This is a genomic window from Leucobacter chinensis, from assembly GCF_019049105.1.
Classification (GTDB): Bacteria; Actinomycetota; Actinomycetes; order Actinomycetales; family Microbacteriaceae; genus Leucobacter_A; species Leucobacter_A chinensis.
In genome coordinates this window covers 47,441-73,614 of the sequence record NZ_JAHQZR010000012.1, presented here as the reverse complement: position 1 = coordinate 73,614, position 26,174 = coordinate 47,441, and the positions used below count along the sequence as shown (strand labels likewise).

The window sequence follows — 26,174 nt, the reverse complement described above, 5'->3', positions numbered from 1 at the left end:
CTAGGCGCGCGGCGGCAGCTGCGAGAGCCAGCGCTCGATGCCCTGTACCGCGGGTTCACCGTGCGCGATGATGGCCTCGTGCCCGTGACCTTCGAGTTCCAGGAGTGAGGCCTCAGGAACAAGACCCGTGATTTGCCGTGCCCACACGGCAGGGCTCACGCGGTCGAGTGACCCCCTGATGACAAGCGTCGGCTGCTCGATGCGTGGCAGTGTGCGCTCGATCTGGTGCTCGAGCGTGGGCTTCAGCTTCTCGATAAACCACCGCGGCCCTGCCTGCGCGTAGGCGAGGGCTCCTCTGGCGAGCACGCCGATGCTCTCGGTTCCAAGGTCTTGCAGCATACGTTTGGCCTGCTGATGCACAGAGCGCTCTGCGGGATTGACGGTCGTCGCGACCAACACGAGCGCGTCGACGAGTTGTGGGTGTCGGGCGGCAAGCTCGGCCGCGACCTGCGAGCCCATTGAGTGGCCGACAACGATGAGCGGGCTCGGCGCCTCATGCGCGGTGAGTGAGAGTGCCACGAGGTCAGCTGTGTGTTCCATCGAGAGGGCGTGCTGTGGCTTCGGGGCATCACCGAAGCCCGGCAGATCGACCGCAGTGACGTCGAACGGGGTGTCACCGTTGAGGAGCGCAGTGATGAACGATTCGTACACCCAGTGACCCATGCCGATCCCGTGAATGAGCAAGACCCGCGGCCTGTCGTTCACCGGCCAACGGTAGCTGAATAGCTCGTTGCCCTCGTGCACGAACGAGGTGCGTTCGGGTTCAGGAAGTGCCATTTCTGGGGTCGTCATAGTGACTCAGAATAACAGGGTTCTCAGAGGTCACACGGGCTTGTTCGCTACCGTTAGACGCGTGCGCCGCGCCCATTTCGCGCGCCAGGAAAAGGAAGCATGACCAAGAAGACTCTTCGCCTCGCAATTGTTGGTGCCGGCCCGGCGGGTATTTTTGCCGCTGACCTGCTGCGAAAAGCCGAACGCGACTTTGACATTTCGATCGATCTCTTCGAAAAACTCCCTGCCCCCTATGGCCTCGTGCGCTATGGCGTCGCCCCCGACCACCCGCGCATCAAGGGCATCGTGACCTCGCTGCGTGAGGTGCTCGACAACGGCACCGTTCGCTTCTTCGGCAACGTCGAGTACGGCAAAGACCTCACGCTCGACGACCTCAAGCACCACTACAACGCCGTCATCTTCTCGACCGGCGCGGCCCGCGACGCATCACTCGACATCGAGGGCGTTGACGCGCCCGCTTCATACGGAGCCGCCGACTTCGTGAGCTGGTTCGACGGCCACCCCGACGTTCCCCGCACCTGGCCCCTTGAGGCCGAGTCGGTCGCGGTGATCGGCAACGGCAACGTCGCGCTCGACATCTCGCGCATGCTCATTAAGCACCCCGAAGACCTACTCACGACCGAGATCGCCGACAACGTCTACGAGGGCCTCAAACAGAGCCCCATTCGCGAACTGCACCTCTTCGGTCGCCGCGGTCCAGCCTCGGTGAAGTTCACACCGCTCGAACTGCGCGAACTCGGCGAGCAACGCGACGTCGACATCGTGCTGAACGAAGCAGACTTTCTCGTCGAAGATCCACACGCTGAAGAACTCGCGGCCGCCAACAAGCAGAGCAAGGTTATCAACCGCGTGTTTGATACCTGGCGCAAAAACCAGACCGAAGAACGCGAGCCGGCATCGCGCAAGCTCGTCATGCACTTCTGGTCGAAACCACTCGCTCTCGTCACCGAGGGGGAGGGCGATGAGCGGCGCATCACCGCGATCCGCATCGAACGTACGAAACCAGACGGCCAGGGCGGCATCATCGGCACCGGCGAGATCAGCGAGATTCCCGTGCAGGCCTTCTACCGCGCCGTTGGCTACTTCGGTTCGGCGGTCGACGAGATTCCGTTTGACGCTGCTCGCGGCGTGATCCCGAACGTCAAGGGCCGCGTACTCGACGAAGCCGGCGAGCATATCGGCGGCGTGTACGCGACCGGGTGGATCAAGCGCGGCCCAGTCGGCCTCATCGGCCACACGAAGAGCGATGCGATGGAGACCCTCGAACAGCTCATCGCCGACGAAGCGACGCCCGGCAGCCTGTGGCAGCCCGAGAACGCCGACGAGGCCGCGATTACCGCGTTGCTCGACGAGCGCGGCGTCGAGTACACGACCGTCGATGGCTGGCACCTGCTTGACGAGCACGAGCGCTCGCTCGGCGAGGCGGCGGGGCGCGAACGCATGAAGGTTGTGCCGCGCGACGAGATGACGCAGATTTCGCGGGGCGCGTAGGGCGGTTACGGCCGGGGTCTCGGCTGTGTTTGCCGATTTGGCGTTTACTTGACGAAAAGCAGGGTGTTTTCGCCGAAACACCCTGCTTTTTGTCAAGTGGATCGCTGGGCGTGCCGCGTGCTTGCGGCGGGTGACCGACCGCCTCGCGCCGGGCGATCGGCAGCCTCGCGCCGCGGCGGATCGGCGGCCCTCCAACCCCACTTACCCACAGCCCCGCCACCAGCGGCCCCGCACACCCGGTAACATAGAGCCCATGTCAGCAGCGCGCGAACAACTCATTGAGCTCATCAAGAACGAGGCCGTGTTTCACGGTGACTTTACCCTCACCAGTGGAAAGAAGGCGACGTACTACATCGATCTTCGTCGCCTGAGTCTCGACCACCGTGCGGCTCCGCTCATCGGGCAGGTCATGCTCGACCTCATTGACGACATCGACGGGGTTGTTGCGGTTGGTGGCCTCACGATGGGGGCCGACCCGATCGCCTCGGCGATCATGCACCAGGGGGTCGCGCGCGGCAAGGTCTACGACTCGTTCGTCGTGCGCAAAGAACCCAAAGACCACGGCCGCGGCCGTCAGGTCGAGGGCCCAGACCTTGAGGGCAAGCGCGTCGTCGTGGTTGAAGACACCTCAACAACGGGCGGATCGCCCCTCACCGCCATCGAGGCCCTGAAGCGCGTTGGCGCCGAGGTTGTCGCGGTCGCCGTTGTCGTTGACCGCCAGGCTCCCGCGAAGGCGCGCATCGAAGAGGCGGGGTACGAATACCGTTACGCGATCGGTCTCAGCGACCTCGGGCTCGACCCCCAGTAACGCGCTGTATGCAGCAGCCAGTCAGCCAGACCCGCGTGCGCCCGGCAGCCCCCTCACTCATGCTCATCGGCGTTGCCGGCGGAACTCTCTCAGGGCTCTTCGGCATCGGCGGTGGAACGATCATCGTTCCGGCCCTCGCGCTGTGGCTTCTCATGCCGCAAAAGCTCTCGGCCGGCACCTCGGTCGCCGCCATCTTGCCCACGGCGATCGTCGGTGCGACGACTTACGCGATCCACTCGAACGTCGACTGGGCTGCCGCGATTGCGCTCGCGGTCGGCATCATCATCGGTGCGCAGGTGGGCAGCTGGCTGCTGAGCCGGGTGCCCGTGCACGTTGTGCGTTGGGTGTTCATGGGCTTTCTCGCGGTGGTGATCGTGAGCCTGTGGTTTGTGGTTCCGCAACGTGAGGACACGATTTCGTTGACGGTTTTGACGGCACTGCTACTCGTTGTGACCGGCTTCATCACCGGGATTCTCTCGGGGCTTCTGGGCGTTGGCGGCGGAGTGGTTGTGGTGCCCGTGCTCATGTTCTTCTTCGGGGCGAGTGACCTCGTGGCGAAGGGAACCTCGCTGCTCATGATGATTCCCGGCTCGATTTCGGGCACGCTCGGCAACATGCGCCGGGGCAACGTCGACCTTCGCGCTGCTGCCTTCGTTGGCGTCGCAGCGGCGGCCTTCGTGCCCGTCGGCGCGACGCTCGCAGGGGTACTCGACCCGTTTTGGGGCAACCTTGCCTTCTCTGCGTATCTTTTCTTCCTGCTTTGCCAGATGCTCGTGCGCGAGCTGCGCATGCGGCGCAACGCATAGTGAGATTCTCGATGTCAGTGGCCCCCGCTACGGTTGAGGGCAAGGAGGCACTATGACACCACCATCAAGTCCAGAGCGCAGGGCAGTTCCCGGCGCGGGCATCATCATTTTCGTGACGAGCGTCGTGCTCACGATTGTGGCGCTGCTCGTTCCGATGGTGTCCTGGCTCGCGATTCCGTTCGTGCTGGGAGCGGCCGCGCTGCACATTCGGGCTGCGGCACGCACCGCGGGCTCGCCGACACCCTTTATGGTTCTCGTGGGCCTCGATATCGCGATGCTCATCGCCGTCGCAGGAAGCCTCATCGTCGGCTTCTGAGCACCGCGTTTTGCCGGGGTGGTGCCCGCTAGCGCTTCTTCTCGAGCAGCGAAGCGATCGAGGGCAGCTTCTCGTTCGGCCTGAACGGGTACTTCTCGATCTCGGCGTTATCGGCGATGCCCGTCATAACGAGAATCGTGTGCAGGCCGGCCTCCATGCCCGCGACAATGTCGGTGTCCATGCGGTCGCCAATCATTGCGGTGTTGTGAGAGTGCGCGCCCAGGCGGTTGAGCGCCGAGCGGAACATCATCGGGTTTGGCTTACCCACGACGTACGGGGTGCGGCCCGTCGCCTTCGAGATGAGCGCCGTAACCGCGCCGGTCGCGGGCAGCGGGCCCTCGGGGCTCGGCCCGGTCGCGTCGGGGTTCGTCGCGATAAATCGTGCTCCGCCGTTGATGAGGCGAATCGCCTTCGTCATCGCGTCGAACGAGTAGTTGCGGGTCTCGCCAATCACCACAAAGTCGGGGTCGGTTTCGGTCATCACGTACCCCGCATCGTGCATGGCCGTGAGAATTCCGGCCTCGCCGAGCACGAACGCTGATCCGCCGGGCTTCTGCTGTTTTAAGAAAGCAGCGGTCGCGAGCGCACTCGTCCAAATGCGTTCTTCGGGAACCGTAAGGCCCGCATCGGCAAGCCGGGCGCTCAGGTCGCGCGCGGTGAAGATCGAGTTGTTCGTGAGCACGAGGTACGGCTGATCGTTGGCCTGCCACTGAGCGATGACCTCGGCGGCACCGGGAATGGCGTGGTTTTCGTGCACCAAGACGCCATCCATGTCGGTGAGCCAGCACTCAATCGCGTCTCGGCCCACCGGTGAAGCTCCGGCCTCGCTGGCCGGCTGATTTTTCAGTTGTTCTGTATTTTTCATTGGTGCCCTTACTTTACCTCGACAGCGTAAACGCAAGGTTAACGGACCGAGATGCGGCAGACTAGGGGTATGCATGAACGCGCAGGCCTCGCTGCCACCCCCGAAGACCTCATTGACGTTGCGGCGGTCATCGCTGCGTACCACGGGGCCCGGCCAGATCTCAGTAACCCAGCCCAACGTGTAGCCTTCGGTACCTCGGGGCACCGCGGAACCTCGCTCAACGCTTCATTCACCGAGGCGCACATCGCGGCAATCTCGCTCGCGATCGCCGAGTACCGCGCGGGGCAGGGCTTCACCGGCCCGCTCTTCATCGGGGCCGACTCGCATCCCCTTTCAGCCCCGGCCCTCGCGACTGCCGTCGAGGTGCTGCTCGCCGCGGGCGTCGAGGTTCGTGCGAGCGCTGGAGACGCGCTGGTGCCAACGCCCGCGCTCAGCCATGCGATTCTCAGCTACAACGAAGCGATTCCTGCCGTAGCGGATCGCGCAGCCGCCGGCCCCTCAGCCGATGGCCTCGCCGACGGCATCGTCGTCACCCCGAGCCACAACCCGCCACAGGATGGCGGCTTCAAGTACAACCCTCCCCACGGTGGCCCCGCCGACACCGACGCGACCGACTGGATCGCTGCCCGGGCGAACGAACTACTCGAACAGGGAGCCGACATTGCCCGCGCCGTCGGAGCGGAGCCCGCACGCCATGACTTCATGGGCCCCTACGTCGCCGCGCTCGGCGAGATTGTGAACGTCGAAGCGATTCGGGAGGCGGGGGTGCGCATCGGCGCCCACCCGCTCGGCGGTGCAGCCGTCGAGTACTGGGCCGAGATCGCCCGCGTGCACGAGCTCGACCTCACCGTGCTCGGGCCCGGAATCGACCCCACCTGGTCGTTCATGACGCTCGACTGGGACGGGAAGATTCGCATGGATCCCTCGTCGCCCCACGCCATGGCGGGCGCCCTTGCCGAGCGCGAGCACTACGACCTGCTCGTCGCGAACGACGCCGACGCCGACCGCTTCGGTGTGATCACGCGCGGGGCAGGGCTGCAGCAGCCGAACCACGTGCTCGCGGTTGCGATCGACTACCTGCTCGCGCACCGTGCCGGGGCGGGGAGTGCGGAAGGATCCGCCTGGAAAAATGCGGCCATCGGCAAAACGCTCGTGTCATCGGCGATCATCGATCGAGTGGTCGCAGGCCACGGCCGCGAACTGCTCGAGGTGCCCGTCGGATTCAAATGGTTCGTGCCCGGGCTGCACGAGGGCAGTGTCGCGTTCGGCGGCGAAGAGAGCGCGGGCGCCTCGTTTTTGCGCACCGACGGGCGCCCCTGGTCGACCGACAAAGACGGGATCATCATGTGCCTGCTCGCCGCCGAGATCACGGCGGTGACGGGCGAGAGTATCGACGAACGCTACCAAGCGCTCACGCGCGAGCACGGCACCCCCGTGTACCGCCGTGTTGACGCCGCCGCGACCCCCGACGAGAAGGCGCGCCTCAAGAAGCTCACCGCCGCCGATATCACCGCTGGTGAGTTCGCCGGCGAGGCGATCACTGCCGTGCTCACCGAGGCTCCGGGCAACGGGGCAGCCATCGGCGGGCTCAAAGTCATGACCAAGAACGCCTGGTTCGCGGCCCGACCCTCTGGCACCGAAGACGTGTACAAGGTCTATGCCGAGTCGTTCCTCGGCGAGCAGCACCTTGAACAGGTGCTCGCCGAAGCGCAGGCTCTGGTTGCACGGGCGCTCGCGTAACTCTGTTGCGTTTGCCCTCGCGTAGAATGGGCGCATGACTGCTTCTGAAACGCCCCTGCGTCGGTACTCCTATCTTGGGCCCGCGGGAACGTTTACCGAGGCGGCCCTTAAACTCGCGCCCGAGGCCGCCGGTCAAGAGTGGAACCCCGTCGCTAACATTGGCGAGGCGCTTGCCGACGTGGTCGCCGGGCGCAGCAACGCCGCCATGATCGCGATCGAGAACTCGGTCGACGGCGGAGTCACCGTCGCGCAAGACGCCCTCGCCACGACGCAGGGGCTGCACATCATCGGCGAGTACCTCGTTCCCGTCGATTTCGTGCTCGTCGTGCGAAACGGTGCGCGCCTCGACGACATTCGCACGGTCGCGGCGCACCCCGTCGCTTATGGTCAGTGCCGCGAGTGGCTCGATGAGCGGCTGCCGGGGCACGTGCACTTTCCGGCTGCCTCGAACGTGCAGGCCGCCGCTGACCTGCTCGAGCGTGAGCAGATTGACGCGGCGATCGCCCCGCCGAGCATCACCGAACACTACGATGTGACCGTGCTCGCCGAGCACCTCGCCTCGAACCGTGACGCCGTCACCCGCTTCGTGCTGGTCGCGCCCGCGGGCCCGCTGCCCGCCCGCACCGGGGCCGACAAGACGAGCCTCATCGTCGAGCTGCCCCGCGACGAGTCGGGTTCGCTGCTCGAATTGCTCGAGCAGTTCGCAACCCGCGGAGTCAACCTCACCCTCATCGCTTCACGCCCCATCGGCGACCGCATGGGCCGCTACCGCTTCGTCATCGATGCCGAGGGCCACGTGCTCGACGAACGGGTGGCCGACGCCCTGCTCGGCGTGAAACGCTTCAGCCCCCGCGTCGTGTTCTTGGGCTCGTACCCCCGCGCCGACGGCATTCGCGCCATCGCCCAGCCGAGCACTGACGACGCGTCGTTTCGTGATGCGCGCGCGTGGCTCGACGGCGTGCTAGGGGCGGGCTCGGCGCGCGCCTAGGCGGTGCTCTCGCCCCGCCGCTGTTCCAGCTTCGCCGCGCCGCTGCTGCCGCTGTCGCGCTTCAGTGCCACTTTACGCAAGCTGGCGGCTGTTTCGTTGCGCGCGATGACACTGGCGATGCTGGCTTGACGAAAAGCAGGGTGTTTCGCCGAAAACACCCTGCTTTTCGTCAAGTAAACGCCGAGGCGGGGTTGCGTGATGCCGAAACGTGCAGGTCGGGTGCCAGTGCGCGCCACGGAATGTCAGGGCACGCGGGGCGAGTGCCAGCGCACGCAGCTACAAACCGAAGCGGCGGATCAAGCGCGAGTCGACGCGGGGCGAGGCACCCAAGGGCGCGGATCGGGCGCCAGCCCACGCAAGCGAGTGCCGCAGCGCGCCCTCGCAGGTAGTGCGCCGCGCAGGTAGCGCGCCCCGTGGGCAGCGCCCGCCAACGCAGGCGCCCACGCAGGCGCCCACGCCGGCGCCCACGCCCTGTCAGCGCCCAGCCCCGCGCCGCCGCTACGCCGTCAGCTCAGCCCGCAGCACGTGCTTCATGATCTTGCCCGACGGGTTGCGCGGCAGCTGGGCGCTGAACACGAGCTCTCGCGGCATCTTGTACTTCGCGAGCTGGGTGCTCAAGAACTCGCGCACCTCTTCGATGGTGAGTGAGGCGCCGGCTTCGGTCGCTTCGATGACGGCGACGAGGGTCTCGCCCCACTCTTCGTGGGGGCGCCCGACCGCCGCGGCGTCGATGATCTCGGGGTGCTGGCGCAGCGCCTCTTCGACCTCGGGTGAGTAGACGTTCTCACCGCCCGTGATGACAACGTCTTTGAGACGGTCGACGATGGTGAGATAGCCGTCTTCGTCGATGCGCGCGAGGTCGCCCGAGAGGTACCAGTCGCCGTCGAAGACGTCGGCGGTGGCCTCGGGGTTGTTGAGGTAGCCCTGCATGCGAGTGCTCGAGCGAATCCAGATCTCGCCGACCTCGCCGGCTGAGGCGGGCTCGCCGTCTTCTTTCACGACGCGAATGTCGACACCCGGCATGCCGCCGGCTCCGATCGCGCCGGCCTTCTGTACCTGCTCCTCGGGGTAGAGGGCTGAGCCGACGGGGCCCATCTCGCTCATGCCGTAGACCTGGTAGAAGTTGTCGGTGTTGTAGGCCTGCTGCAGCATCTGCACGGTCTGAGCGCCCATCGGGGCTCCGCCGTATGCCCACAGACGCATGCTCGTCAGGTCGAAGTCGCTCAGCTGCTTGTCGATGGTTGGCAGCACCTTGAGCGGTGCGAGGTACGCGATGGGCGCGCCGAAGAAGGCGGTCGCACGGTGCTTCTCGACGGTCGCGAGAAAGTGCACAGGGTGGTATTCCTTGAGCAACACGATGGTGCCCGCGAGGTAGACCATCGAGAGCATCCAGTTGTTGAGGGGTGAGGCGTGCCAGATGGGCATCGCGATCAAAAAGCGGTCTTCGCGGCGCAGCCCAACGGCCGCGGTCGTGTAGGCGGGAACGCCCGAGAGGCCCGCGTGAGTGTGCAGGCAGCCCTTGGGGCTGCTCGTTGTTCCCGAGGTGTACAGCACCTGGGCGATCATGTCGCCGGTAACCTCGACGCCATCCCACGGCTTGGCCGCGGCGACGAGCGTGTCGAACTCGCCGCTCGCGTCGTCGGTTGTCGTGAGGAGGCGTGCGTTCGGCGCACCCTTCGTGATCTGCGCCTCGAAGTCGGCGTCGCCCACGATGAGGCCAAGCGATGCGTGCTCGGCCACGTACTTCACCTCGGTTGCGGTGAACTTGTGGTTGATGGGCACGAGGGCCGCGCCAGCACGCCAGAGGCCGAACGCCGCGATGATGAAGGCGGGAGTGTTGTAGGTCATGACTCCCACGCGATCGCCGGGGGCAACCCCAAGATCGCGAAACACCTGCGCCGCGCGCTTCGTCGTGTCAAGCAATTCTCGGTAGCTGAGCGTTTGTAGATCGCTCACGATCGCTTCTTTCTCGGGGAAGGTACGCGCAGCGCGTTCGAGCATCCAATTGAGATTCACGGTTTCCTCACTTCACTGTGGCGGGGCTTGTTTCACGACTTGAATCGTGGTTCAATGCCTATTGAATCACAATTCAATGTGAGAATCTAGACACATGTCATTTCTCAGAGGCGGCGCCCCAATGGGTAGCTCGACCACACCGCCCAACGCGAACCAGAACACTGCACCGCCAAGCACTGCGCAGCCCACCACCACACACCGAAGCATCGCAACACCAGCAACCGTGAGCACACCGACCAGCGAAGGGAGAACGGCATGAGCACCCCCGTGCAGCACGACCGCCGCTCTGCGCTCGTGAAGGCCGCAACCGAGATCGTGAGCGAAGCGGGCTTTCGCGGCGCCTCGGTCAAAGCGATCACCGGGCGAGCTGGCATGAGCGCTGGGCTGCTCTACAGCTACGCAACCGACGCCGACGAGCTGCTCACCGAGGTTTTCCGCCGCTGCGCTGGCCAGGAACTCGCGCACGTCGCCGAGGCGGTTGAAGAGGCAGGCCCAGGCGGATCCTCCGCGCAACTCACCGCGCTCATCGACGCCTTCACGGGCCGCGCGCTCAGGGGGCGCCGGCTTGCGTGGTCGCTGCTCGTCGAGCCCGTCGGCAAAGCGATCGAGGCCGAGCGCCTCACCTACCGGCTCAGCTACGCGAGCCTGCTCATCGACATCGTCGAACGGGGCATCGCCGAGGGCGATTTCCCCGAGCAAGACGCGAGAGTCACCGCCGCCGGCATCGTCGGGGCTATCAGTGAGGCGCTCACAGGCCCCCTTTCGCCGCTGCCGCCCATCGATACCCACGACGCGAATATCGGGCGTGACGAAACGAGGCTCGTTTCGTCGATCCACACCCTCTGCATGAGGGCGGTCGGCGCAGGCGCCGCGCACACCACACAGCAAAGGAGCGAAGAGTGAACACTCACACCGTCACCAACCAGTCACCCGAGCGGGTAGGCCTCGACGAATACGAGGCCAACGTTGCGCTGCGCGAGGCCGTCGAACGCTACGACGCGGGCTGGGCAACCGAGGCTCTGCACGAGACCGGAACCCACGTCGGCAACGCCGAGTTCCAGGCCGATGCTCGCCGCGCGAACCGCAACGAGCCGGTACTGCACTCGCACGACCGCTGGGGCAACCGCATCGACGAGGTCGAGTACGACCCCTCGTACCACCGGGTTATCGGGGCGGCGGTCAAGGCGGGTGCGCACACGAGTGCTTTCGCCGATCCGCGGCCAGGCGCAGGCGTCGCTCGCGCGGCCCACTTTATGCTTTTCGCGCAGATCGAACCCGGCCACGCGTGCCCCGTCTCGATGACCCACGCCTCGGCGCCCGTCATCGCGCAGCACCCCGAGCTCGCCAAGCAGTGGATGCCGCGGCTGCTCTCGACCGAGTACGACGGCGCGCTTCGCCCGGGCAAACCCGGCGCGATCTTTGGCATGGCCATGACCGAGAAGCAGGGCGGATCAGACGTGCGCGCGAACACGACGCACGCCGAGCCCGCGGGTGATGGCAGCTACCGGCTCACGGGCCACAAGTGGTTCTGCTCGGCTCCGATGAGCGACGGATTTCTCGTGCTTGCCCAGGCGCCCGGCGGCCTCTCATGCTTCCTCGTGCCTCGCGTGCTCGACGATGGCAGCCGCAACACGCTGCACATCATGCGCCTCAAAGACAAGCTCGGCAACCGCGCCAACGCCTCGAGCGAGATCGAGTACGAGAACACCGTCGGCTTCCTCATCGGCGAAGAGGGTCGCGGCGTGCGCACCATCATCGACATGGTCACCCGCACCCGCCTCGACTCAATGCTGGGGTCGCTCGCGGGCATGCGCCAGGCCACCGCTGAAGCCGCCTGGCACGTGCGGAACCGCGCCGCCTTCGGCAAAACCCTCATCGACCAGCCGGCCATGACCGCCGTGATCGCCGACCTGCAGCTCGAGACCGAGGCCGCCACCTCACTCGCCATGCGCGTCGCCCGCGCCTACGACGACGATGCCCCGGCCGAAGACGTCGCGTTTCGCCGCCTCGCCACCGCGGTGGGCAAGTACTGGGTGTGCAAGCGCGCCACGAGCCACGCGGGCGAAGCGCTCGAGTGCCTTGGCGGCAACGGCGCGATCGAAGACTTCCCGCTCGCGATGCGCTACCGCGAGCAGCCCGTCATGGCCATCTGGGAGGGCTCAGGCAACGTCATCGCCCTCGACGTGCTGCGCGCCATCGCCCGCGAGCCCGAGTCGCTCGAGGCCTTCGACGCCGAGGTCGCGCTTGCCGCAGGCGTGAACCCCGTCTTCGACGAGCACCTCGCGCGCACGCGTTCACTCGCCCGTGACGTCGCGGCCGATGCGCAACCCGATGCCCGTGCTCGACAGCTCGTCGGCGCGCTCGCCACCTCGCTTGAAGCGTCGCTGCTCTTGCGCACGGCCCCCGATGCAGTGGCTGACGCCTTCGTGGCTTCGCGCCTTGGCGAGGGTGCCGGGTTCGGGCACCTCTACGGTGCGCTGCCTCGTGGCGTCGATGCGGCGGCGGTGGCGGCTCGCGCGTAGGCTGCTGCTTGCCGGTGGTGCGGCGCTGCCTGCTGGTGGTGCGGCGCTGCCTGCCGTTTTAAGGTTTACTTGACGAAAAGCAGGGTGTTTTCAGCGGAACACCCTGCTTTTCGTCAAGTGGACGCGGAAAAGCCGCACAAGACGGTCGGCATCACCGGTCTACTGGCCGGACTCACCTACCACTCGCCATGCCTCACCGGCCCGCCGGAGCCGCCTTTGGCGCCGAAACGGCAGCCGCCCGAGCGCCAGGCTCAGCAGCCGACGCCCCAGCACCCGCCGCACCGGCATCAGCCCCAAACGCCGTCGTGCTCCAGTGCTCGGCGACGCGCAGCACGAGCGCGCCCGGGTCGACAGCGCCCTTAACCGCGATTGCGAGCCCGAGGTCGTCGCCGTCGAGCTGCACGGGTTCGAGGCCCGGCACGGTGAGCGCGAACTTCTTGGCGCGCAGGTATACCACGTTCTTGGTGTCGTGCACGAGGTCGATGATGCGGCGGCCGGTGCGGGTTTTGCGCAGCACGCCGTTTTCCCAGCCGATTTTGTTCCAGATCTTGAGCCATGCGAAGGCGCCCTGGGGGCGAAGCGCGACGACGTCGAGCTCGCCGTCGTCGATGCGCGCGTCGGGAATGAGCAGTACGCCGCCGGGCAGCAGGCCGCAGTTGCCGATCATGACGGTGTACACCTCGAGCTCGCGTGCCGAGTGCCTATCGTACGAATAGTGAATGCGCAGCGGTTTATCGCGGATCATCGTTCGCAGCCCACCATCGATATAGGCGAGCCACCCGACGGCCTTTTTCCATGAGCTGCGGGTTGCGCGAATGGCGCGGGCGTCGAGGCCCATGCCGGCGAGCACGAGGAAGACGTGCTCGTCTTCGCTCTCGTCCTGGCGCACGATTGTTGCGATTCCGAGGTCGATGGGGCGGTCGACGCCCTCGAAGCCTGCACGCACGGCCTCGTCGGTGCGGCCTGGGGCGAGGCCGACGTTGCGGGCCAGGATGTTGCCCGTGCCCTGCGGAATGATCGCGAGGGGAACCCCCGTGCCCCGCAGCGCTTCGGCGGCCGCGCGCACGGTTCCGTCGCCGCCCGAGGCAAAGACGAGGTGAGGTTTGCGGGAAAGTGCCTGTCTGAGCGCTTCCGATCCGCCGTCTTCGGGAGTGGTCTCGATCCACTCGCTCGGAGCCCAGCCAGCACGCTCTTCTTCGACGCGCATGAGTGCCCTGAGTGCCGGGAGATCGGTTTTCAGGGGGTGAAAAAGCACCGTCGCTCGGTGCCTCGAAGAGGGCGGGTCGGCCAAATCACGCATGTGGTCAACGTTACCCTCTCGCTCCTGTCAGATGCGACGGGTAGACTGGCGTGTGTGATTGATCTTCAGCTGCTGCGCAATACCCCAGAAGTTATTCAGGCGTCTCAGGCAGCTCGCGGTGCCGATCCGGCAATCGTCGAGCAGGCCCAGGCCGCCGACGTGTCGAGGCGAGAGGCGCTGACCGCGTTCGAGTCGCTTCGATCGCAGCAGAAGGCGGCTGGCGACCTCGTGAAGAAGGCCACGCCAGAAGAGCGCCCGGCCGCGATTGCCGCGGCGAGCGAGCTCGCAGCACGGGTGAAAGAGGCCGAGGCGCTCTCGAAGCAACGCGCGGCCGAGCTTGATGAGCTGCTCATGAAGATCGACAACGTCATCATCGACGGCATTCCCGCCGGGGGCGAAGAGAACTTTGTGACGCTGCGCACGCACGGCGAGGTTCCGCAGTATGACTTTGAGCCACGCGATCACCTTGAACTCGGCGAGATGCTCGGTGCAATCGATATGGAGCGCGGCACGAAGGTCTCGGGCGCACGCTTCTACTTCCTGCGCGGCGTTGGCGCTCGCCTCGAGCTCGCGCTCATGAATCTCGCGCTCGACAAGGCAATGTCGAACAGCTTCGTGCCGCTCATCACGCCGACGCTCGTGCGCCCCGAGATCATGAGCGGCACCGGCTTTCTCGGCGAGCACTCTGACGAGGTGTACCACCTGCCCGCCGATGACCTCTTCCTAACCGGCACGAGCGAGGTCGCACTCGCGGGCTACCACTCGGGCGAGATTCTCGACCTGGGTGAGGGGCCGCTGCGCTACGCCGGCTGGTCGACCTGCTACCGTCGCGAGGCCGGTTCGCACGGTAAAGACACCCGCGGCATCATTCGCGTGCACCAGTTCAACAAGCTCGAGATGTTCGTGTACACGAGCCCTGAAGAAGCCGAGGCAGAGCACGACCGTCTCGTCGGCTGGCAGGAAGACATGCTGCAGGCCCTCGGCCTCAGCTACCGCGTGATCGATGTAGCCGCTGGCGACCTCGGTTCGAGCGCCGCCCGCAAGTTCGACATCGAGGCCTGGGTGCCCACCCAAGAGGCGTTTCGCGAGCTCACCTCGACCTCGAACTGCACGACCTACCAGTCGCGCCGCCTCAAGACGCGTTTTCGCGGCGAGAACGGCAAGACCGAGCCGGTTGCAACGCTCAACGGCACACTCGCAACAACGCGGTGGATCGTCGCGCTGCTCGAAACCCACCAACAGGCCGACGGCAGCGTGATCGTTCCCGAGGCCCTTCGCCCGTACATGGGCGGGCTCGAAGTGCTGCAGCCGATCACGAAGAAGTAACCGACCGCCAAGCGATTCAAGGAAACCGTGACCAAACACCTCGTTGCTCTTGACCTCGACGGAACCGTCCTAAACCACGGCTCGCTCGGCCAAAACAGCCATGAGCAGCTTGAGATCGACGCGGAGCTGGCGAGAGCCATTCGCGAGCTTCACGATTCAGAGCACGAGGTGGTCATCGCAACAGGGCGTTCGGTCGACGCGACGCTGCCCGTTGTTGAGGCACTCAAGATCGACCCGACCTGGGTCGTTGCCGCAAACGGGGCGGTCACGCTGAAACGCGATGCCCTCGCGCACCGTGCCTACCGTCGCGAGCACGTCGAGTCGTTCGACCCGCGTAAGCTCCTCTCAACCATCAGCCCGCAGCTCACCGGTGCGCGCTACGCGGTCGAGAGCGCCGAGGGCACGTTCTACTACACCGAGCCGATTCCCGCGGGAACGCTGCCCTCGAAACAGCTGCGCGTTACCTTCGACGAGTTGCTCGAAGTACCAGCCTCACGCGTGATCGTTGTGTCGCCAAATCATCGCCTCGAAGAGTTCATTGACGCCGCGAGCACCGCCGGCCTCAAGAACGTGAGCTACTCGGTGGGCACTGCGACCTGGCTCGACATCGCCCCCGTCGGCGTCTCGAAGGCCAGCGCGCTCGAGCGTATACGCGGCATCGAGGAGGTTTCGCTCTCGCATGTTTTCGCCGCGGGTGACGGCTCGAACGATATCGAGATGCTCGACTGGGCGGGCCGTTATGGCACCGCCATCGTCATGGGTCAGGCCGATGAGCGGGTCAAGTCGCACGCAACGCGGGTGACCGGAACGATCGACGAGAACGGGCTATTCACCGCGCTCAGCGAGTCGTTCCCCTGGCTTGCCGAGAGCTAAGGCGTTTCGCGACACGGGTGAATTATGCGTGTGAGCCGCAAACCCACTAAGATTGTTCGCGGAGGGTTGTCCGAGCGGCCGAAGGAACTAGTCTTGAAAACTAGCAGGTGAAAGCCTCAAGGGTTCAAATCCCTTACCCTCCGCCACAAGCCCCCGACCGGTGTTCAGCCGGGCGGGGGCTTTCTCGTTTGCCGGGCACTCCGCGATCCGCCACAATGATGCGGGCAAGAGCGGGAGATCACGCAATCTCGGTGATATGTTGGCCACGCAAACGCCTGTGAAATGGCCGAAGCGCGGCGAGATCTCAGCACCTTCATAGGCGAACAGGGTACCTTTACGAAGGTTATCTATACATAAGCCCAGGAAGAAGTATGAAGAAAACCAAGAAAGCTCCGAGTTTTTTCGGGGCGAGACACGGTGAGCTGCGAAGCTCGAGTGCCGTGCGCAATGTTTTCAAGGGGATCCTTACTGGCGTGCTCGTTCTCGGTTTGAGCGGCGTTGGGGTTGCTGCCTATGCGTGGTGGGATATGGCAGGCAGGCTCGAAACCGTCTCGCTCGCGAATGGTCCCGACGGCCAAGCCCGCATCGATGGCTCGGCGATCGACGGGGACTTTGCTATCGCACTCGTGGGCTCTGACACTCGTGATGGTCAGGAGTCTGTGCAAGACGACAACGAGGGCGAACTCAATGACGTGAACCTCGTGCTGTATGTCGACGAAGCGCACAAGAACGCGACCGTGATTAGCGTTCCGCGTGACCTTATGGTGCCAACGCCCACCTGTCCAGGGCCTAACGGCGAGGCAGACTACTATCCGGCCGCGAGTGAGCGACAGATTAACTCGACGCTCGAAACTGGCGGGCTTGCCTGCGTCGTGCGCACCCTCCAAGACCTGCTCGATCTTGAGATCGAGTTTGCCGGCGAAGTGACGTTCGATGGCGTGATCAACATGTCGAACGCCATCGGTGGCGTCGATGTGTGCCTCACCGAACCGATTGTTGACCCAAAGGCCGACCTTGACCTTCCCGCGGGCGACGTGACGCTCGTGGGTACCGACGCTCTGCAGTTCTTGCGTACCCGCCACGGCGTCGGCGACGGCAGTGACCAAAGTCGCATCAGTAACCAGCAGGTGTTTATGGCGGCGATGATGCGCAAACTTAAGAGCGCCGACACGCTTGGCGACCCGACCAAGGTTTTCCGCCTTGCGAAGGCTACGGTCGAGAACGTGAAGCTCTCAGACTCGCTGGTGCAAATTGACGTGCTGCAGTCGCTCGCGTTTGCGGTCAAAGACCTCGACCTCGAGAACATCAACTTTGTGCAATACCCGACCTTCAAGCACCAGTACGATACCAACCGACTAACACCTGACTGGGCTGCAGCCGAAGAGCTCATGGACTTCGTGCGCACCGGCCAGGCCTTTGAAGTTGGGACGCTCGGTGAGGGCGTGTACGAGGCCGGAGGCGAGAACGCCGAGCCCGGTGCCGAGGGCGAAACCTCCGACGCCGACGCGCCGGAGAGCGGCGAGGGCGAAACTTCACTCGAGGGTGAAACGACCGACCCCGCGAACGGTGGCAAAGCCAAAGTAAACGACAATATCTCAGGGCAGAACGCCGCACAGGTGACCTGCTCGCAGGGTCGCACCCAGTGGTGATCTAGCCCTAAAACTCCCTCATGGGCGAAATCGATTTCGTAAGTGCCTTGTTTTCGCCTAAGATGGAAAGCGTGCATTTTGCACAAGGAGACGTGCCGGAGCGGCCGAACGGACTTCACTGCTAATGAAGGGTCGGGGTTAAACTCGACCGGGGGTTCAAATCCCCCCGTCTCCGCCAATAACCCCCGCGTGATCCGCCCAGAGCGGATCGGCGGGGGTTTTGCGTTGGCTGCGTACGTGTACCGCGCAGGAGCGTTCCGTGTGGCTACTTTCTCCCGTCGTGTGGCCAAAAAGTGTCGATTCCCGGCAGGGTTTTTGACACTTTTTGACCACAGGGTGACGTGGGGGAATGGCTTGAGACGAGACTGCGAGGATCCGCACAAAACGCAACTGCAGAACCACACAAAATATTGGCCGTCAGCCGCAGAGCTTAACCGAAAGCGTAGCTATCATTCTTTCGAGGGCTAAGATGAGCAGAAATACCCGCTGGCACGGAAGGAACCTGGGCGATGGCGCGACCGAGTGTTGAGGCTGAACGCCGCGAGCAGATCATGGCCGCGACGAGGCGAGTGCTGGTGACGCGCGGTTTGACGTTGCTGCGGGTGTCTGACGTGGCGAAGGCCGCGAGCCTGTCGCCGGGCATCATTCATTATTACTTCGACAGTAAAGAAGAGTTGCTGCGGGCCACCTTTGACGACGCGTTTCATGCCTCGCTCGATCGACGAAAGTCGATTATTGCAAAAGACGAACCTGCCGATGTGAAGCTGCATGCGCTGTTGCGAACGTACGTTCCGCAGGACGAGCGCACCGTCGAATCGTGGCACGTGTGGCTGCAGCTCTGGACGGGTGCGTTGCAAGACCCCGACCTGCGCAACATCAACGAGAGAGCGTACGGTGAGTGGCGAGCGCTCATCGGGGCGGTCATCACGCAGGGCATCGAGACCGGCGTGTTCGAGTGCTCTGATACGGCCCTCGTCGTGAACCAACTGATTAGTATGATCGACGGACTCGCGGTGCAGGTGCTGCTCGAATCGGGCGAGATTACGCCCGACGAGATGGCGCGGCTCTGCGACGAGTACGTCGACACGCTGCTCGCGGTCGACGCGGGGTAGCGCGCGGGTTTTGCTCCCGACGCAGGGGAATGCGCATCCCGCGTGAGTTTTCGAGGGCAGCGGATCACCCGCAATACGGTGCTCGCGACTGTCCGGCACCCGCCTGCGCACCCGTGGAAGCGAAATTGTTTGCACTTTTGAGGTGAAATCAGCCGAAAACGGCCCGAAAGTGTAAACAATTTCGCTAGTCAAGGCGCTCGCGGAGGCGCGCGGCTCGGAGGGCGGCAAAAATTTCAAGGCCACGCCCTTGACAGAATGCCCCCGCGACTATTTAATTAACTGAAGAGTCAAATAAGATTCAATTCCTGGGGCAAGAAGCCCCTCAGAGCAATGATGCCGAGCCAAGGAGAACGATGAAGTTTTCTGCAACCCCCAATGCGCCTGAAGCGGTGCGTCGTGGGCTTGAGTCATTCCACGAGCCATCGTCGGTGGCGGTCGTGGGCGCCTCGAACGATGCCGCCAAATGGGGGCACTGGATTGCCCGCGGTGCACTCACCGGGGTCGACCGCCGCGGGGTGTATCTCGTCAATAAGAGCGGCAAGCAAATCGCGGGCTACGATACGTTCACCTCGTTGCAGGGGCTGCCCGAGGTTCCCGAGCTTGTCGTGGTCGTCGTACCGGGGCACCTCGTGCACTCGACCATCACCGAAGCGCTCGAGATGGGGGCGCGCTCGTTTCTTATCATTACGGCGAGGGTTCCCGATGAGGCGGCACTCGTTGAACTGATGCGCGAGCACAACGCCCGCATGATCGGCCCGAACAGCCTCGGTATTTTCTCGGGCTCATCGCAGCTGCAACTCATGTGGGGCGAAATGATGCCGGGTTCGCTCGCCGTGATCTCGCAGAGCGGGCAGCTCGGGAGCGAGATCGCCGCACTCGGGCGCAAGGCCGGAGTGGGTATTTCGCGCTTCGTGTCGCTCGGGAACCAGAGCGACGTGCACGCGGCAGATGTGATCCGCTCGCTTGCCAGCGACGAGCAGACGAGAACCCTCGCGATCTACATGGAAGATTTTTCGCGCGGTGAAGAGATTTTTGCCGCGATTCGCGAGGTGCGTGAACGGGGAACAGCCGTCGCGGTGCTCACGACCGGCAACAGTGACGCGAGCCGCGACCTCGCCCAGTCGCACACCGGAGCCATGACCTCGGCTATTGAGCTCGTTGACGCGGCTTGTCGCCAGGTCGGCGCTGTGCGAGTGAGCACACCGAGCGAGCTCGTGCGGCTTGCCGAGCTCGTCGAGAAGGGCGTCGTGTGCCGGGGTCCGCGAGTTGCGGTTGTGAGCGATAGCGGTGGCCAAGGTGGTATCGCGGCCGACGAGGCGGCCCGTCTCGGGCTTGAACTCCCGGCCCTCAGCGCCCAACTGCGTGAGCAGCTCGCCGCGGTGCTTCCCGATGGGGCATCGACGCGCAACCCCATTGATCTTGCCGGAGCAGGCGAAGCCGACATGACGCTCTATGCCACGCTGACGAACGTGCTCGCAACGAGTGGCGAGGTCGATGCGGTCGTGCTTTCGGGGTACTTCGGGAGCTACGGTTTCGATACCCCCGCATTGCACGAGGCAGAGCTCGCGGTCGCGGGGCGGATGATGCGTGATGCGAGGAGCGACGCCGCACCCGTGCTCATTCACGCGATGGAGGCCCAGTCGGTCGTGTCGCAGCAGTTGCGCGAGAACGGGGTACCCGTGACCGATCGTATCGAAGATGTGCTCTCGGCGATTGCGCTCTCGTGCACGGCTTCGCAGGATCCGCGGCCTGATGTGCGCGATCGCGACGCGAAGCGCATCACGAAGGGCGCCGATAACATTCAGGTGCGTGAAGAGCTCGCGGCCGCAGGCATTGAGTTTCCCGAAATGCGCATCGTGCGAACTCGCGATGAGGCGGCGCTCGCTGCGATCGAGTTTGGTGCGACCGTCGTGCTGAAGGCCGCGTGGCTTGCGCACAAGACCGAGCACGATGGCGTGCGACTCGGGCTCGATACCGGTGAGGCCGCTGCCGAGGCGTTTGAAGAGATGCACGAGCGGCTAGGCGACGGGCCCTACACGCTCGAGCTCCAAGATACGCGCCTCGATGTGGCCGAGTACATTGTCTCGGTGCGCCGGGACCCGGGCTTCGGCATCGTGGCGACCGTCGGGACCGGCGGCACCGCAACCGAGATTTGGGGCGACATCGCGATCGAGCTCGGCCCCGTGAGCGTTGCTGATGCACGCGGCATGATTCTCGGTCTCACGAGCGCGCCTCTGCTTGGCGAGTGGCGCGGGCGCGATGCGCTCGACGTCGATGCCCTCGCCCGTACCGTGTCGGTGCTCAGCTATACACTCGCAGCATCACCCGATGTTGCCGAGATTGAGCTCAACCCGGTGCGGGTCGGCGTGAAGGGCTCGCTCGCCGTCGACTGCCTTGCTTTGCCAACCCTAGAACCCACCGAAACTGCTTAACACGCTCCGTAATGAAAGGATCCCTCATGGATTTGATGGATGTCACTCGCTCAATCTTCACGCTCACCGACGAGCAAGAAGCCATTGTCGAGCTGTGCGATACGTTCGCAAAAGAGAAAATTCGCCCGATTGCGAAGTCGGTCGATGAGGCCGACAGCGGCTCACCGGTCGACCTGTTTCAGGAGGCGGCGAAGGTCGGCATCACCGACTTCATGATTCCCGAGCAGTTTGGCGGTGGCGGCTACACCGACCTCTTCACGCAGTGCCTCGTGCAGGAGCGCTTGTGCTGGGGCGACCTCGGTATCGGCAACTTCTTGTGCTCGAACGGGTTCTTCGCCGACCCGCTGCTCGTGCTCGGCACTGACGAGCAGAAAGAGGAGTGGCTGCGCCCGCTCACGGGAGACACGCCTCTCTACACGGCGCTCGCGACGACCGAGCCAGGCGCTGGTTCTGATGCTGCGTCGATGACGATGACCGCGACCCCCACCGAGGGCGGTTACCTACTCAAAGGCCAGAAGGTGTGGATCTCGAACGCTGGCATCGCAGACCAGTACGTCGTCTTCGCCAAGACCGACCCGTCACAGCGCTCGCGCGGGGTCAGTGCATTCTTGATGCGCAGCGATGCAGAGGGCTTTAGCTACGGCGAGCCCATGAAGAAGATGGGTCAGCGCGCGATTCAGTGCCGCGAACTCTTCTTCGACGACGTGTTCATTCCCGAGGCGAACCGTCTCGGCGAAGAGGGGCAGGGCTTCCTCGGCCTCATGAAGACCTTCGACGCCTCGCGTATCGTGCTCGCGGCGGCGGCAACCGGCATTGCCCGTGCCGCACTCGAGTACGCGACGAACTACGCTCGTGAGCGCGAGACCTTCGGCAAGCCGATCATTGAGAACCAGGCCGTCTCGTTCCGCCTCGCAGACATGGCGACGCGCATCAACGCGGCATGGTTGCAGACGCTGCAGGCCGCAACCATGTTCGACCAGGGCAAGCCCGTCGGCGAGGTTGCCGCGATGGCGAAGCTGCAGGCGTCAGAGACCGCGGCGTTCTGCACCTGGGCTGCCGTGCAGACGCTCGGCGGGTGGGGCTACTCGCGTGAGTTCCCGGTTGAGCAGTGGATGCGCGATGCGAAGCTCGAAGAGATCGAAGAGGGCACGTCAGACATCATGCGCCTCATCATCTCGCGCAACCTGTAAACACTGAGCAGTTCAATCGAAGGAGTCAACGATGACCACCCCAACCGCAGCCACCATGACGGGTGGCGAGGCGCTCGTGAGGGCACTCGCCGCCCACGGGGTCGACACGGTGTTCGGCATTCCCGGTACACACAACCTCGCGGTGTTCGCGGCGATGCCGGCCCACGGCATTCGCAATGTGACGCCGAGGCACGAGCAGGGTGCCGGTTATGCGGCCGATGGCTATTCACGTGCTTCAGGCCGCGTTGGGGTGGTCATCACAACGACGGGCCCTGCCGCGTTAAATGCGGCTGCGGCGCTCGCCCAAGCGAACTCTGACTCGGTGCCCACGCTGCTCATTGCGCCGGGCATGCCGACGGGGCATCCGAGCCACGGCAACGGGCTGTTGCACGAACTTAAAAACCAGCGGGCGGTATTTTCTGGCCTCGTCACCGAGAGCCACCGGGTTGAGTCTCTGCAAGAGATTCCCGGGGCGGTGGCTCAGGCCTTCGCTCGGATGACGGCTGGGCGGCCACGTTCTGAATACCTCGAGGTGCCGCTCGACCTGCTCGATGCTGTTGGCGAGATTACGCTCGTTGCGCCAGTGCCAGCCCCAGCGCCCATCATGCCGGCAGCGGCTGAGCTCGACAGCGCTCGAGTGCTGCTTGACGGTGCCGAACGCGTGCTGCTTGTCGTGGGCGGGGGAGCCCGCGCTGCGACCGGCGAGGTGCAGGCGCTCGCCGAGAAGCTCGGCGCTGGCGTCGCGACGACGACCAACGGCAAAGGCAACTTCGATGAGCGACACCCGCTCGCGCTCGGCGCGGGCCTGCAACATCCATCGATCGTTGCCGCCGCCGAAAGCGCCGATGCGGTTATCGCGGTCGGCACCGAGTTCGCACCCTCAGACTGGTGGATCGGCGTGCCCGACTGCGCCGCGAAACTGGTGCGCGTCGACATCGACCCGGCCGCCGTCGTCACGAACATCACCCCGAGCGTCGCGCTCGTGGGCGACGCGGCCGCGACGCTCGCCGCGCTCACCGAGGTCGTTGTAGAGCGCGACCGCTCGGGGGCTTCAGCCGCCTGGTTCGAGCGCGCTCTCGCGGGGGTGCGTGAGGAGCGCGCTGCCGAGGGAGAGACCTGGCTCGCGGCGATGCAGTCGCTCGCCGAGGCACTTCCCGACGACGCGATCATCGCTGCCGATAACGCCATGGTGGCCTACTATGGGGCGCTCGGTCAGCTGCAATTGAGCCGACCGAACGCATTCATGTTTCCCACCGGCGTCGGTACCCTTGGCTTCGGGCTTCCCGCCGGCATTGGTGCGAAGCTTGCTCAGCCTGACGCACCCGTCGTCGTTATCCAGGGTGACGGGGGCATCATGTTCACGGTGCAGGAGCTCGCAACGGCCGCTGAACTTGGTATTGCGTTGCCCGTGATTATCTCTGATAACGGAGGCTACGGCGAGATTCGCAACGAGATGGCCGATCGTGACGAGCCGATCCACTCGGTCGCGCTCGGCGGCCCCGATTTCGTGCAGCTCGGCCAATCACTCGGCTGCCACGGGGTGCGCGTCGACCGCGACGATCAGTTGGGCGAGGCGGTGCGTGAGGCGCTCGCAGCCGATCGGCCAACCGTGATCCACCTTCGTGAGGGCGGCCGCGCAGCCGCCGACATGCTCGCGTCACGAGACGCCTGACCCTCGAAAAACCTGTACAACCCCAACCCGAATGGAGGAGCCATGACGTTCCGCACCCGATTCACCGAAACCTTTGACATCGAGCACCCCATCATCTGCGGCGGCATGACCGCGGTGGGTAAGGCACCGCTCATTGCTGCCGTGGCAAATGCAGGCGCTCTGGGGTTCCTCTCGGCGCTCACACAACCGACGCCAGAAGAACTCACCCTCGAGATTGCTCGCACCCGTGAACTCACCGACAAACCCTTCGGCGTGAACCTCACGATGCTGCCCACGATCAACCCCGTGCCGTATGACGAGTACGCCGATGCGATTGTGCAGGCCGGTGTCAAGATCGTCGAGACAGCAGGCAACAACCCAGAACCTTTTTTGCCGGCGTTTAAAGCGGCGGGGGTCAAGGTCATTCACAAGGCGGTGACCGTGCGCCACGCGCTGAAGGCGCAGTCGATCGGCGTTGATGCCGTTTCGATTGACGGCTTCGAGTGCGCTGGCCACCCCGGTGAAGACGACATCGGTGGTCTCGTGCTTATTCCCGCTGCGGCTGATCAACTCACTATCCCGATCATCGCCTCGGGCGGTATTGCAGACTCACGTGGCCTCGTGGCCGCCCTGGCTCTCGGCGCCGACGCGGTGAACATGGGCACGCGGTTCGTCGCGACGCAGGAAGCCCCCGTGCACGACAACATCAAGCAGCAGATCGTTGCAAATAGTGAGAAATCGACCAACGTTGTCTTTCGCAAGTTTCGCAACTCGGCCCGAGTCGCGAAGAACGCTGTGTCTGACGAGATCATCGAGATTGAGCGTCAAGACGGCACGACCTTCGAAAACATCGCGCACCTCGCTTCGGGCGCTCGCGGCCGCGAACGCGCCCTCAGCGGTGGCGAGGTCGACGGCGGCGTATGGTGGGCGGGGCAGACGCAGGGCCTCATCGGAGATGTGCCCACGGTTGCTGAGCTCATCGACCGCATGCTCGCCGAGGGGCGTGACATTATTGCCGAGCGCCTCGCGGGGGCGCTCGCGTAAGACTCGGGGTGGCACGAGCGGTGCGAATCTCGTGTCACCCCGAGTACCCGCTGCAGGGCCCGGGCGGGGTGAACGGTTGTGTGATTGTTTGCATTTTTCAGTTGCGCATTGCTGCTTGCTTGGGCATGATAGCTAATAAGTTGATTGGTCAGCCAATCATTTACTGGAACGTCAAGGAGGACGAACCATGTCAGTACGTAGATTTCTCTCGGGCACGGCGCTCATCGCAGCCGGCGCTCTCGCGCTCACCGGCTGCAGCGGTGGCGGGGGAGGTAAGTCAGAAGATGCCCTTACCGTTACCATGTGGGGCGGCGGCGCTCAGCGGGCACACGTCTCGACCGTGTTCGAACCCTGGGCCAAAGAAGTGGGCATGACGATCCGCCAGGATCAGCCGACCGACTACGCAAAACTCGACGCGATGGTCGATGCGGGAAAACCGAGCTGGGGCGTCGTCGAGGTTGAGCCGAACTACTCGGCAACCGCTTGTGCCGAGGGCAAACTCGAGAAGCTGAGCGACGAGGTGGTCGCAGCGGCGAAGAAAGCCAACGTCTCTGACGTGCAGGTGAACGAGTGTGGCATCCCGATTCTGCAGTACACCTTCAGCATTGCCTACAACACCGAGACCTTTACCGACGCGCACCCGACAACATGGGAAGAGTTCTTTGATGTCGAGAAATTTCCGGGTAAGCGCGGCTTCTGGCGCTATGTGACCGGCGGCGCTTTCGAGGCGGCTCTGCTCGCCGATGGCGTCGCGCCCGAAGACCTGTACCCGCTCGATCTCGACCGTGCCTTTGCGAAGCTTGACACGATCAAAGACCACATCGTTTGGTACGACACCGGTGACGAGCAGGTACAGCTTGTCTCGAGTGGCGAGGCGCCGCTGGTACAGGCCTGGAACGGTCGCATCACCCAGGCCGCAGGCGAGGGACTCCCGGTTGCCAACGAGTACAACGAAAACCTCATCTCGTATGACCACGTTGTGATTCCGGCCGGCTACGCCAACGCTGACAAGGCGCAGGAGTGGATGCTCTGGTTCCTCACGAACCCCGAAGCGCAGTCGAAGCAGGCCATCGAGTCAGGGTACGGAACCGCCTCACCCGACGCGCTCGAATACCTCGACGACGAGGTGAGTAATGACCTTGCTGGGAGCGAAGCGGTCAACGGGGTCTCGGCCGCGGTGATCGACTACAACTACTGGGCCGAGCACTATGGCCCCGCAACCGAACAGTTCAACGTCTGGGTAGCCAAGTAAC

The 26,174-nt window shown here is 64.5% G+C and carries 22 protein-coding genes and 2 tRNA genes; 19 read left to right on the top strand and 5 right to left on the bottom strand.

Annotated elements, in window-relative coordinates; all coding sequences use genetic code 11:
- A complete protein-coding gene (locus KTJ78_RS10940; protein WP_217135679.1) occupies positions 1 to 792 on the bottom strand; it encodes an alpha/beta fold hydrolase in 792 nt (263 codons plus the stop codon).
- A gap of 99 nt (positions 793 to 891) precedes the next feature.
- Between KTJ78_RS10940 and KTJ78_RS10935 the strand changes: the two genes are divergently transcribed.
- The 4 genes from KTJ78_RS10935 (at position 892) to KTJ78_RS10920 (ending at position 4,213) form a co-directional block, all read left to right on the top strand.
- The gene (locus KTJ78_RS10935; RefSeq protein WP_217135677.1) at positions 892 to 2,283 is read left to right on the top strand and encodes an FAD-dependent oxidoreductase; all 1,392 of its coding nucleotides are present in this window, start codon (positions 892 to 894) and stop codon (positions 2,281 to 2,283) included.
- Between the two features lie 253 nt (positions 2,284 to 2,536).
- Positions 2,537 to 3,091 (top strand): orotate phosphoribosyltransferase, encoded by a 555-nt coding sequence (gene pyrE / locus KTJ78_RS10930; protein WP_217135675.1) that lies wholly within the window; start codon positions 2,537 to 2,539, stop codon positions 3,089 to 3,091.
- Between the two features lie 8 nt (positions 3,092 to 3,099).
- On the top strand, positions 3,100 to 3,897 hold the full coding sequence (locus tag KTJ78_RS10925; RefSeq protein WP_217135673.1) for a sulfite exporter TauE/SafE family protein: 798 nt from the start codon (positions 3,100 to 3,102) through the stop codon (positions 3,895 to 3,897).
- A 52-nt stretch (positions 3,898 to 3,949) separates the two neighbouring features.
- Positions 3,950 to 4,213, top strand: coding sequence for a hypothetical protein (locus KTJ78_RS10920; RefSeq protein WP_217135672.1), 264 nt, complete (start codon positions 3,950 to 3,952; stop codon positions 4,211 to 4,213).
- Between the two features lie 28 nt (positions 4,214 to 4,241).
- Here the strand turns inward: KTJ78_RS10920 and KTJ78_RS10915 are convergent, their stop codons facing one another.
- Entirely contained in the window at positions 4,242 to 4,985 is a 744-nt protein-coding gene (locus tag KTJ78_RS10915) for an HAD-IIA family hydrolase (protein ID WP_254259630.1), read from the bottom strand.
- A gap of 162 nt (positions 4,986 to 5,147) precedes the next feature.
- Here KTJ78_RS10915 and KTJ78_RS10910 point away from each other — a divergent pair, with 162 nt between their 5' ends.
- On the top strand, positions 5,148 to 6,818 hold the full coding sequence (locus KTJ78_RS10910) for a phosphoglucomutase (RefSeq protein ID WP_217135670.1): 1,671 nt from the start codon (positions 5,148 to 5,150) through the stop codon (positions 6,816 to 6,818).
- Between the two features lie 34 nt (positions 6,819 to 6,852).
- A complete protein-coding gene (gene pheA, locus KTJ78_RS10905; RefSeq protein ID WP_217135669.1) occupies positions 6,853 to 7,806 on the top strand; it encodes a prephenate dehydratase in 954 nt (317 codons plus the stop codon).
- Here pheA and KTJ78_RS10900 read toward each other — a convergent pair.
- Both KTJ78_RS10900 and KTJ78_RS10895 read right to left on the bottom strand, forming a co-directional pair.
- Positions 7,803 to 7,979: a hypothetical protein gene (locus KTJ78_RS10900; protein ID WP_217135667.1), complete on the bottom strand. Its 177-nt coding sequence runs from the start codon at positions 7,977 to 7,979 to the stop codon at positions 7,803 to 7,805. The genes pheA and KTJ78_RS10900 overlap by 4 nt on opposite strands.
- Positions 7,980 to 8,304: 325 nt before the next feature.
- Complete coding sequence (locus KTJ78_RS10895) at positions 8,305 to 9,822, bottom strand: class I adenylate-forming enzyme family protein (RefSeq protein WP_369808074.1); 1,518 nt, start codon at positions 9,820 to 9,822, stop codon at positions 8,305 to 8,307.
- 255 nt (positions 9,823 to 10,077) lie between these two features.
- On the opposite strand from KTJ78_RS10895, the gene KTJ78_RS10890 reads away from it, so the two are divergent.
- Entirely contained in the window at positions 10,078 to 10,725 is a 648-nt protein-coding gene (locus KTJ78_RS10890; protein WP_217135666.1) for a TetR/AcrR family transcriptional regulator, read from the top strand.
- Positions 10,722 to 12,344 carry an acyl-CoA dehydrogenase family protein gene (locus tag KTJ78_RS10885; RefSeq protein ID WP_217135664.1) on the top strand — a complete coding sequence of 541 codons (1,623 nt, stop codon included), beginning with the start codon at positions 10,722 to 10,724 and terminating at the stop codon, positions 12,342 to 12,344. Before KTJ78_RS10890 ends, KTJ78_RS10885 begins: the two co-directional genes overlap by 4 nt.
- 193 nt (positions 12,345 to 12,537) lie before the next feature.
- Here KTJ78_RS10885 and KTJ78_RS10880 read toward each other — a convergent pair whose 3' ends face one another.
- The gene (locus KTJ78_RS10880) at positions 12,538 to 13,599 is read right to left on the bottom strand and encodes a diacylglycerol/lipid kinase family protein (RefSeq protein WP_369808073.1); all 1,062 of its coding nucleotides are present in this window, start codon (positions 13,597 to 13,599) and stop codon (positions 12,538 to 12,540) included.
- A 99-nt stretch (positions 13,600 to 13,698) separates the two neighbouring features.
- Between KTJ78_RS10880 and serS the strand changes: the two genes are divergently transcribed.
- From serS to KTJ78_RS10825, 11 genes are all read left to right on the top strand, one after another.
- Positions 13,699 to 14,970 (top strand): serine--tRNA ligase, encoded by a 1,272-nt coding sequence (gene serS, locus KTJ78_RS10875; protein WP_217135660.1) that lies wholly within the window; start codon positions 13,699 to 13,701, stop codon positions 14,968 to 14,970.
- 27 nt (positions 14,971 to 14,997) lie between these two features.
- The gene (locus KTJ78_RS10870) at positions 14,998 to 15,843 is read left to right on the top strand and encodes an HAD family hydrolase (RefSeq protein WP_217135658.1); all 846 of its coding nucleotides are present in this window, start codon (positions 14,998 to 15,000) and stop codon (positions 15,841 to 15,843) included.
- 60 nt (positions 15,844 to 15,903) lie between these two features.
- Positions 15,904 to 15,989: transfer RNA gene (locus KTJ78_RS10865), tRNA-Ser, on the top strand.
- A gap of 225 nt (positions 15,990 to 16,214) precedes the next feature.
- A complete protein-coding gene (locus KTJ78_RS10860; RefSeq protein ID WP_217135655.1) occupies positions 16,215 to 17,492 on the top strand; it encodes an LCP family protein in 1,278 nt (425 codons plus the stop codon).
- A gap of 86 nt (positions 17,493 to 17,578) precedes the next feature.
- A tRNA-Ser gene (locus KTJ78_RS10855) sits at positions 17,579 to 17,670 on the top strand.
- A gap of 331 nt (positions 17,671 to 18,001) precedes the next feature.
- Positions 18,002 to 18,604, top strand: coding sequence for a TetR/AcrR family transcriptional regulator (locus KTJ78_RS10850; RefSeq protein WP_217135653.1), 603 nt, complete (start codon positions 18,002 to 18,004; stop codon positions 18,602 to 18,604).
- A gap of 353 nt (positions 18,605 to 18,957) precedes the next feature.
- Positions 18,958 to 21,036 (top strand): acetate--CoA ligase family protein, encoded by a 2,079-nt coding sequence (locus KTJ78_RS10845; protein WP_217135651.1) that lies wholly within the window; start codon positions 18,958 to 18,960, stop codon positions 21,034 to 21,036.
- Positions 21,037 to 21,062: 26 nt separating this feature from the next.
- Positions 21,063 to 22,226, top strand: a complete 1,164-nt coding sequence (locus KTJ78_RS10840) for an acyl-CoA dehydrogenase family protein (RefSeq protein WP_254259620.1) — start codon at positions 21,063 to 21,065, stop codon at positions 22,224 to 22,226.
- A 31-nt stretch (positions 22,227 to 22,257) separates the two neighbouring features.
- Positions 22,258 to 23,898, top strand: coding sequence for a thiamine pyrophosphate-binding protein (locus KTJ78_RS10835; protein WP_217135649.1), 1,641 nt, complete (start codon positions 22,258 to 22,260; stop codon positions 23,896 to 23,898).
- Positions 23,899 to 23,940: 42 nt separating this feature from the next.
- Positions 23,941 to 24,921, top strand: a complete 981-nt coding sequence (locus KTJ78_RS10830) for an NAD(P)H-dependent flavin oxidoreductase (RefSeq protein WP_217135646.1) — start codon at positions 23,941 to 23,943, stop codon at positions 24,919 to 24,921.
- A 187-nt stretch (positions 24,922 to 25,108) separates the two neighbouring features.
- Positions 25,109 to 26,173, top strand: coding sequence for an ABC transporter substrate-binding protein (locus KTJ78_RS10825; protein WP_217135644.1), 1,065 nt, complete (start codon positions 25,109 to 25,111; stop codon positions 26,171 to 26,173).
- Position 26,174: the final 1 nt, after the last annotated feature.